The sequence below is a fragment of the Ruminococcus sp. AF17-12 genome (genome assembly GCF_003479245.1).
Classification (GTDB): Bacteria; Bacillota; Clostridia; order Lachnospirales; family Lachnospiraceae; genus Blautia_A; species Blautia_A fusiformis.
Window position 1 is genome coordinate 1 of sequence record NZ_QUGY01000027.1, and the last position, 8,340, is coordinate 8,340.

The 8,340-nt window shown below is 39.8% G+C and carries 9 protein-coding genes and 6 tRNA genes; 1 reads left to right on the forward strand and 14 read right to left on the reverse strand.

Annotation, left to right across the window (positions count from 1 at the left end; all coding sequences use genetic code 11):
- Window positions 1–161: 161 nt before the first annotated feature.
- From DWW77_RS17610 to DWW77_RS17675, 14 genes are all read right to left on the reverse strand, one after another.
- Complete coding sequence (locus tag DWW77_RS17610) at window positions 162–413, reverse strand: DUF1653 domain-containing protein (protein WP_118609246.1); 252 nt, start codon at window positions 411–413, stop codon at window positions 162–164.
- A gap of 2 nt (window positions 414–415) precedes the next feature.
- On the reverse strand, window positions 416–889 hold the full coding sequence (locus DWW77_RS17615; protein ID WP_118609247.1) for a hypothetical protein: 474 nt from the start codon (window positions 887–889) through the stop codon (window positions 416–418).
- Window positions 890–1,567, reverse strand: coding sequence for a dCTP deaminase (gene dcd / locus DWW77_RS17620; RefSeq protein ID WP_118609248.1), 678 nt, complete (start codon window positions 1,565–1,567; stop codon window positions 890–892).
- Between the two features lie 891 nt (window positions 1,568–2,458).
- Window positions 2,459–3,190: a histidine phosphatase family protein gene (locus tag DWW77_RS17625; RefSeq protein WP_021650251.1), complete on the reverse strand. Its 732-nt coding sequence runs from the start codon at window positions 3,188–3,190 to the stop codon at window positions 2,459–2,461.
- A gap of 88 nt (window positions 3,191–3,278) precedes the next feature.
- Window positions 3,279–3,689, reverse strand: coding sequence for a metal-dependent transcriptional regulator (locus DWW77_RS17630; RefSeq protein ID WP_021650250.1), 411 nt, complete (start codon window positions 3,687–3,689; stop codon window positions 3,279–3,281).
- A gap of 77 nt (window positions 3,690–3,766) precedes the next feature.
- A complete protein-coding gene (locus tag DWW77_RS17635) occupies window positions 3,767–4,351 on the reverse strand; it encodes a TetR/AcrR family transcriptional regulator (protein WP_114002081.1) in 585 nt (194 codons plus the stop codon).
- A 146-nt stretch (window positions 4,352–4,497) separates the two neighbouring features.
- Complete coding sequence (gene hydE / locus DWW77_RS17640) at window positions 4,498–5,541, reverse strand: [FeFe] hydrogenase H-cluster radical SAM maturase HydE (RefSeq protein WP_118609249.1); 1,044 nt, start codon at window positions 5,539–5,541, stop codon at window positions 4,498–4,500.
- A gap of 158 nt (window positions 5,542–5,699) precedes the next feature.
- Complete coding sequence (locus tag DWW77_RS17645) at window positions 5,700–6,452, reverse strand: tRNA threonylcarbamoyladenosine dehydratase (RefSeq protein ID WP_118609250.1); 753 nt, start codon at window positions 6,450–6,452, stop codon at window positions 5,700–5,702.
- A gap of 215 nt (window positions 6,453–6,667) precedes the next feature.
- Window positions 6,668–6,751 (reverse strand) — tRNA-Leu (locus DWW77_RS17650).
- Between the two features lie 24 nt (window positions 6,752–6,775).
- Window positions 6,776–6,848, reverse strand: a tRNA-Val gene (locus tag DWW77_RS17655).
- A gap of 9 nt (window positions 6,849–6,857) precedes the next feature.
- Window positions 6,858–6,931: transfer RNA gene (locus tag DWW77_RS17660), tRNA-Asp, on the reverse strand.
- Window positions 6,932–6,955: 24 nt separating this feature from the next.
- Window positions 6,956–7,029 (reverse strand) — tRNA-Ile (locus DWW77_RS17665).
- Window positions 7,030–7,033: 4 nt separating this feature from the next.
- Window positions 7,034–7,106 (reverse strand) — tRNA-Thr (locus tag DWW77_RS17670).
- Between the two features lie 54 nt (window positions 7,107–7,160).
- A tRNA-Glu gene (locus tag DWW77_RS17675) sits at window positions 7,161–7,232 on the reverse strand.
- Between the two features lie 291 nt (window positions 7,233–7,523).
- Between DWW77_RS17675 and DWW77_RS17680 the strand changes: the two genes are divergently transcribed.
- A complete protein-coding gene (locus DWW77_RS17680; RefSeq protein WP_044960541.1) occupies window positions 7,524–8,090 on the forward strand; it encodes a flavodoxin family protein in 567 nt (188 codons plus the stop codon).
- Window positions 8,091–8,340 lie beyond the last annotated feature (250 nt).

Here is an 8,340-nt window from a genome sequence, read left to right on the forward strand (position 1 = left end):
GCTACTCACCCTTTCTTATCATAGAAGAATCCTATTTACAGAGATTTTTTCATAGTCTCAATAAAACACTAAAAAGCACCCAATACCAATTAAGGCGTTGAGTGCTTTATTGTATGTTCGATATTCTGTTTATAAGGAAAACACAGGTTCCGGACAACCGATCATAATTTTCCGTCGATATTGCCATCATATAATTCAAATTTATATTTCTGATGCAATAAATTATCTGTACGTCCATCTTCAACTTTTGCAGCAAATAGTTTCAATGGCTTAATATAAAATTTATAGGGACTATAGAGTGCTTGATATGAAACGTACAGTTCTCCAGTTTCCGAGTGACATACAATTTCATGTACATAATATAAATTCCCCTTAAAATGTTTATATGGTCTTTTTTCTAAAATTTCATGCATATTTACGAATCCTTTCTTACTACATAAACAACATATTGAATCATTATTATCAAACCAATCAATACTGCATTAATCAAATTGGGAAAAGAAAAGAATTCATAATTCTTTAAAATATTAATCTGCAATGCTTCTTTCAAATAAGTGCCAATATAACCACCCACTAAATTGAGGATCATTACCAATACAATCGTATTTATCCCTATTACTTTTATCTTCTTCTTCTTTTGTTCTTTTCTTATCTGTTTTTCTACTTCTTGTAAACATTCTTCAATTGTTTTATCCGCCTCTTCGACAGAAATCTTTTGCGCAATTAGAATATTATTGAAGTCGTCAATTTTCTTCCTATTTGGCTTTTTTCCATCATGTAATTGCTCATATTGCTCTATGTATTCTTTAACTTTTTTATCATGAATACACTTTATAAGCTGCGGACGTATCTCGTGTAATATTGCTCTTAAAGAATCTATACTCTCCATTTATTTTAATCCCAAATTTCTTTTTTGTTCATCAGACAAAATATCATCAATTGATTTCTCGTTATCTCTTAATCTTTGTTCAAAGAAATTACTTATGCTACCTTTATCTTTCAACTGATTATATTCTTGAAATTCTCGATCCAAATAAAGCTTCGCTACCTCTCCACCTTTTTCTTCCTGATACTTTGCATCTTCTTTCTTACTATAATCAATATTAGCCTCTGGTTCAACATCAACTAAAATAAGCTGGCATATTCTCATTCCACTATGTATAACTACAGAATTTGGATTCATATTTTTTATAGTAATTGTCATCTGCCCATGATAACCTGGATTAACATAGCTGCTCGCGCTAACATCTAAACCCACTCTTGCTAAGCTACTTCTGTTTTTTACAAATCCACTTATACTTGCAGGTAATTGAATTGTTTCACGAACAAATGCAATAATAAAATCATTAGGTTTTAATGTATACTGCTCAATTTCTCGTTCTTCATATATCTCCTGTTGCTCATCATATACATTTACTGCATTTTCAATTCTGTTGGGTATCTTAATTTTTTTTCCTAATGTCAGATCAACAGAGGCAGGTTGTACGTGATCATATATAAATGGTGAAATAATAATACTTTCATCATAAATTTTTTCTATAATTCGCGCATCAGATAATACTCCCATTTTTTTCCTCCTCTATCAGATACTATCTATTATACTCTTTAACAACCAAAAATCAAATCTTTTATATTTTAAAATACCAGCATTTCTTTCTGCCTATCAATATTAAATATATCTTTTCTTTATTATAACCGAACCACCATATCTTTTCTATTGGTTTCTCACATTCTGTTCCATCTAAATTACCATGTAGCAAAACATCTTCACTTTCTCACCGGGGTAAATCCGAAAATGCCTCCTCTTTATGTCCCTTAATTGCGCACAATTTTGTATACAATATTAATTTCAAAGGTAAAAAGCAATAAAAACGTGCCTGATATGGACACCTTACCAGAGAGGAGTGATCATTATGAGTACTTATGAAGAATTGCAAATTATACTTACAACTGCTTTACTGATCGTTGCGATTTTGACTTATACACATAAAAAATAGCCGTCCTGTTCTTTGGCGAGAATGACAGCTATTTTTTACTAATCTTATTTCGCCGGGTCGGGTGATCTGCACTCACCTTCCGGCTCCCTTGTTAAGTATATTATACGAACTGCTCAAATATTTGTCAAATCGTATTTTACTAATACTTATCTATATCGTTCTCATACCCCACAGTTTACCCCAATCTTTACCCCATAAACTGATTTTTACCCCACGGGCAAAACTTAATATGTGATAAACACTGATGAAAGTTTTTTTATAAACTTTTCCAGTAAAATCAAGGGTTTCGGGCTTTTTGAAAAGCTACATAATGGCACTAGATAAAAGCGGATGAAACATTCCCCGTAAAATTATAAAATTTATTAACGAAGTCTAATCATTTTCCAAAATAATCCTGCTGATCATTATTTACCATGGTCTTCCGGAAAAACACGAAATATTACAGCCGTTTCTTTCGCTTTTTAGTCGTGTCTCTGCTCTTTGTTATCATATGTCTCACAGAATCTGGCAGCAAAAGCCGGCGGCTCCTGATGCGCATACAAATGAGAAATGTCTCCAAAAGAGCTCATACGGAAGGACGCGATCCCTTTTCGCCTCTCCTCTGTAACAATGGTGCTCACCGATGACGGCGCCGCACAGAAATTCTGCAGCATCACCAGCGGAGAGATACTGAGAAGATAGCTGATGAGTACACAGCTTACACCGAAATGGCAGAAAAACACAAGCGTATCTTCATTGGCTTTTTCTGCTCTGTAATAATGTCCTTCCCGCACATATCCATGCTCTGCCAGAACTTTATCAAAATTCTGTGTGACCCAGTCATACTCTTCTTTCATTTTTCCCTCTCGCAGGATGTCATTATCCCACCAGCGGTCAAAGCTGTAGAAATTTTCGATCTTCGTCCAGTCCTGGGGAAGCCAGTCCCAGGGAATGATCTTTTCCCCATGAAGATCCGGTCTTCTGATCTTTACGTCGAATTCTCTCAGCCACTTGCATTCTGTAGCTGTTCTTCCGTTTTTCTTCAGTGTGCAGGATGCGGTATCCTTTGCTCTTCCAAGCGGAGAAACATAAAAATCCCTGACATCAAGAGCTGCGATCTTTTCAGAAAGAAATTCCGCTTCCTTCCAGCCCTTTTCGGTCAGGGAATCTATTGTGTAATCCGGGTCTCCATGTCGTATAAAAAGTAATTTCATCTTTTGGTATCCTCCATTTCATAACCTGGATTTCCATTATATTCTTATTTTTTCAGTTGTCAATTCCTGATAGCTTCTGCTGCAGGGATCAAACCTGATCCGCAGTTTCTCCATGGAGCACAGCCTGCTGCTCCCTCAGCTCATAAACTGCCTTTTTCAATGCCTGAAAGCTCTCCTCACTGATTATGTGCTCGATCCTGCAGGCATCATGAATCGCTGTTTTTTCCTGGACTCCCAGTATCATCAGCCAGGAAGAGATCAGCTGATGACGTTCATATACCTTATCGGCAATCTTATGTCCGTCCTCTGTCAGACGGATATCTCCGTTGTCGGCTACTGTGATGAGATTTTTCTGGCGAAGATTCTTCATGGCAACACTGACACTCGGTTTCTTAAAGCCCATCTCTGCCGCGATATCCACAGCTCTTACAAGAGAACTCCTGTTTCCAAGGATCAGGATCGTTTCCAAATAATCTTCAGATGATTCATTTGATCTCACGTTATTTACACCTCCCTCGGTTTGTTAAAACTAACCAAGTTAATCATAACATACTTTAGGAGAATGAGCAATGGTTTTTAATGCTTTCTGTTTAGTTCTGCCTCAATTGCCAGAAGGCACTGGCTGGAACATATCTGCAGAATTCTGGAAATTTCCAGGAGTTTTTCCCTGGAGCAGTTTCCCCGGAGCAGTTCACAATATCCCTGAAATTTCATCTGTACCAGGATATGTACCAGCTCGTGATCAACTTCTTGTCCACATTCCTTTTGAAAACGTTCATTAAGGATCTGCTCCATTTTCGTACAGGCATCCTCACGGAAATTCACATATCTGGTACCTTCAGCTCCATCTATGAGGATTTTTGCGATGTCCCTGTTTTCCCAGATAAATTCCATAAGTATCCTGTCATATTCTTCCGGATGCAGTTGTTTTTCCTGATCCGTAAAGTCTCCCATGATCCGCTTCAGATCCTCTACCGTCTCTTCCACGATTTCTTCAAAAAGAGCTGCTTTACTTTCAAAAAAGAAATATAGCGCTCCCGTAGTCACATCTGCTTTTTTGCAGATCGCACGAAGAGAAGCCTTCAGAAATCCCCTGTCTCTGAACTCTTCCTTCCCCGCTTCCAGAAGTCTGCTCCGCACAGCATTTTCTGATTTTTCCATATTTTACGCACTCCATCATTTTTCCTGCATTCCGCTTTGCAGGAAAATTCCGCTTATTTCTGACCAGCTGTTAATTTTTTAGCAATCTGATCTTACTGGTATTTTACCTTAAATCACTGAAAAAAGAAAGTATTTTGTACCCCATGTCAATCTGTCATCGGGGAATCTCCACGGTCTGTAACGATTTCATAGCCTACAGACTCCACACGTCTGGTAAGGCACCCTCTGCACTCTGCTGCTTCCTCGCCTGTACAGATCTTGTTATCATAAAGTTCATACTGTTTACGATTCTTCACCGGAGAAAGATTGGGCATTACTACATTTGCACCCGCCTGAAAACCCTTTTCCCTGCCTCTGGGGTCCAAGGTCCCCAGTGCTGTGGTTGCCGGAAGAAGTACCTGTGGAAGCAGGATCCGGATGACAGACAGCAGAAACAGTGTCAGATCCACACTTCCTGCCGGTTCCTCTGCAAATTTCGTATCATGGTGCGGGACAAATGGTCCGATCCCCACCATATGCGGATTCAGGTCTTTAAGAAAAACAAGGTCTTCCGCCAGATACTCCAGCGTCTGTCCCGGCGCACCTACCATAAATCCGGCACCTATCTGATATCCCAGTTCCTTCAGGGTATAAAGACACTGTTTACGGTTTGCAAGACTTAAACTCTCCGGATGAAGATAACGATAATGTTCCTCACTGGCCGTCTCATGACGGAGTAAATAGCGGTCTGCTCCGGCATCTTTAAATCTCTGATAGCTTTCTTTTGATTTCTCCCCAATGGATAGCGTGATCGCACAGTCCGGATATCCCTGTTTGATGGGCCGGATGATGTCAACCATCCGGTCATCATTAAACCATGGGTCTTCCCCTCCCTGGAGCACAAATGTCCGAAATCCCAGCTCATAGCCATTCTCGCAGCACTGCAGGATTTCTTCCTTCGTAAGGCGGTAACGGCTGGCATTCCTGTTAGAACGGCGGATCCCGCAGTAATAGCAGTCATTTCTGCAGTAATTGGTAAATTCTATCAAACCTCTTGTATATATTTTATTTCCAAAATATTTTTTCTGTATACGGACAGCCTCTTCCCGAAGCAGACGAACCGCATCCGGATCCTGGTATAAGTGCAGAAGTTCCGGATATTCTTCCTTTGTCAGCTGTCCTTCTTTTATAAATTTTTCAACGATCCCCATACTTTATCTGTCCTTCTCTTTTATTTACAAAACTATCTGTAAAAAATATTTTATCACAAAAAAACAGATATTGCACAATATAAGTATACATGCAATATCTGTTCTTACAGAATGGTTACTGTTCATTCCGTTCTCAGTAACACAAAATGATCCAATTTTTATTTAATAAGATCCTTTACAACCTCACCGGCAATGATCAGTCCCACTACGGAAGGCACAAAGGCATTACTTCCCGGTACCTGACGTCTCTGAGTACATTTTCTTTCTGTTCCCGGAGGACAGATGCAATGAGACTTGCAGCTGATCGCCATATCATCAATTGGAGTTATTGGCTTCTCCTGTGAGTAAACCACCTTCAGTTTTTTGATTCCTCTTTTTTTCAGTTCACGGCGCATGACCTTTGCAAGGGGACAGACGGACGTTTTATAAATATCTGTCACTATAAAACCTGTTGGATCCATCTTATTTCCGGCCCCCATAGAGCTGATGATCGGTGTTCCTGAAGCCTTTGCCTGCTCTACGAGCATCAGCTTTCCGGTTACAGTGTCGATTGCATCGACTACATAATCATACTGGGAAAAATCAAAGGAATCTGCTGTCTCCGGCACATAAAATGTTTTGTGGATATTTACAACTGCATCCGGATTAATTTCAAGAATACGTTCTCTGGCCACGTCAACTTTATATTTCCCTACGGTCTTTCTTGTTGCGTAAATCTGGCGATTGATATTGGTGAGGCATACTTTATCATCATCAATGAGATCCAGGGTACCTACGCCACTTCTGACCAGTGCTTCCACCGTATATCCGCCAACACCGCCAATTCCGAATACTGCGACTCTGGAATTTTTCAGCTTTTCCATTCCTTCTTTTCCGATTAATAATTCTGTTCTTGAAAACTGATTCAGCATTTTCTGACTTCTCCTTATATTCTTTCCATGTATATTTATACTGACAACGGATATATTTTTTATATCTGTCCGATTTGTTTTACAACTGTCAGGATTCTATCATGGGAAAATAGCCTTGTCAATATCCCTACCAATAAGCTAGGAATATTTTCCCGTTTTCATCAATAAATTTTATGATACAAAAAAAGATCCCTAAAAAGGAATCTTACTGATACTGCGGGTAGCCGGACTTGAACCGGCACGGAGTTGCCCCCGAGAGATTTTAAGTCTCTTGTGTCTGCCTATTCCACCATACCCGCATATTCAATTAATTTGTTCAAAAATGGGGCCTATAGGGCTCGAACCTATGACCCTCTGCTTGTAAGGCAGATGCTCTCCCAGCTGAGCTAAGACCCCAAATATGAACGACCCAGAAGAGACTCGAACTCTCGACCTCCGCCGTGACAGGGCGGCGCTCTAACCAACTGAGCCACTGGGCCATACAAAATATAAAACTTTTAAAATGGACCTTCGGGGACTCGAACCCAGGACCGACCGGTTATGAGCCGGTTGCTCTAACCAACTGAGCTAAAGGTCCAAAAAGCCGATGATCGGACTCGAACCGATAACCTGCTGATTACAAATCAGCTGCTCTGCCAATTGAGCCACATCGGCGTATTAAACACCAAATGTTGAATCGAGTCAATGAATATCCAGTTTAGTTTTAAGTGACTCCAAGGGGATTTGAACCCCTGTTACCGCCGTGAAAGGGCGGTGTCTTAACCGCTTGACCATGGAGCCATATTTCTTTTTTATGTTTCGCTGTTTTGTATTTCCCTCAGCGACGAGTTAAATAATACCATACCTTTTTTATAATTGCAAGCTTTTTTTTGAAAAATTTCAATTTTTTTTACAAAGACGGAAAACAGGCCCAAAAGCCTTATAAAATGGGCTTTCCAAGGGTTTGTATTTTCTTTCTCAAACCCTACCCGGAAAAATTTTTTCTGTTTTTTTCAAACATTGACATTATTTTTTCTCTGTATATAATTGAAAGTATGATGACTTAAAAAATCATATGAAAGGATGACAATAATGAAAGTTTTATTACTCAACGGCAGTCCTCGCAAAGAAGGCTGCACTTATACAGCTCTTACAGAGATCGCAAAAACCTTAAAGAAGAACGGTGTGGAGGCAGAAATCTTCCAGGCCGGGGATCCTTCTCAGGAAAACGTTGCTGCCGCAGCTGCCATTATGAAAGAGGCTGACGCCCTTATTGTTGGTTCTCCGGTTTACTGGGCTTCTCCTTCCGGACAGATCATCGAATTCATGGATAAATTCGCTTCCAAGGCCGGAAAGGATATGATCCACAAGCCTGCCGCAGCTGTTGCTTCCGCAAGACGTGCCGGTACTACTGCTACTCTGGATGTTCTGATCAAATACTTTACCTATCATCAGATGCCTGTCGTGTCCGGAAACTACTGGACAATGGTTCACGGCAATACCCCGGATGACGTCAGAAAAGACGCTGAAGGCCTCCAGATCATGCGTACATTAGGCAATAACATGGCATGGCTGTTAAAATGTATTGAAGCCGGTAAAAAGGCCGGTATCGACGCTCCGGAGACAGAGCAGAAGATCATGACTAATTTCATTCGATAAGCCGGAATTTCTCTGTCATAGCTTTATAAATTTATTGATTATCTCTAACAGTCAATATTTCTATTTGTAGTTACAAAAATAAACGTGCAGATATAAATGTATCTTATTTATATCTGCACGTTTTTACATCCTTATCCTGTCACAGATCAAGCATAAAAAAATCCCATAAACTGTTACATTTACAGGAAACAAAAAAAACTCCCCCTGTTGGACTCGAACCAACGACACTGCGGTTAACAGCCGCATGCTC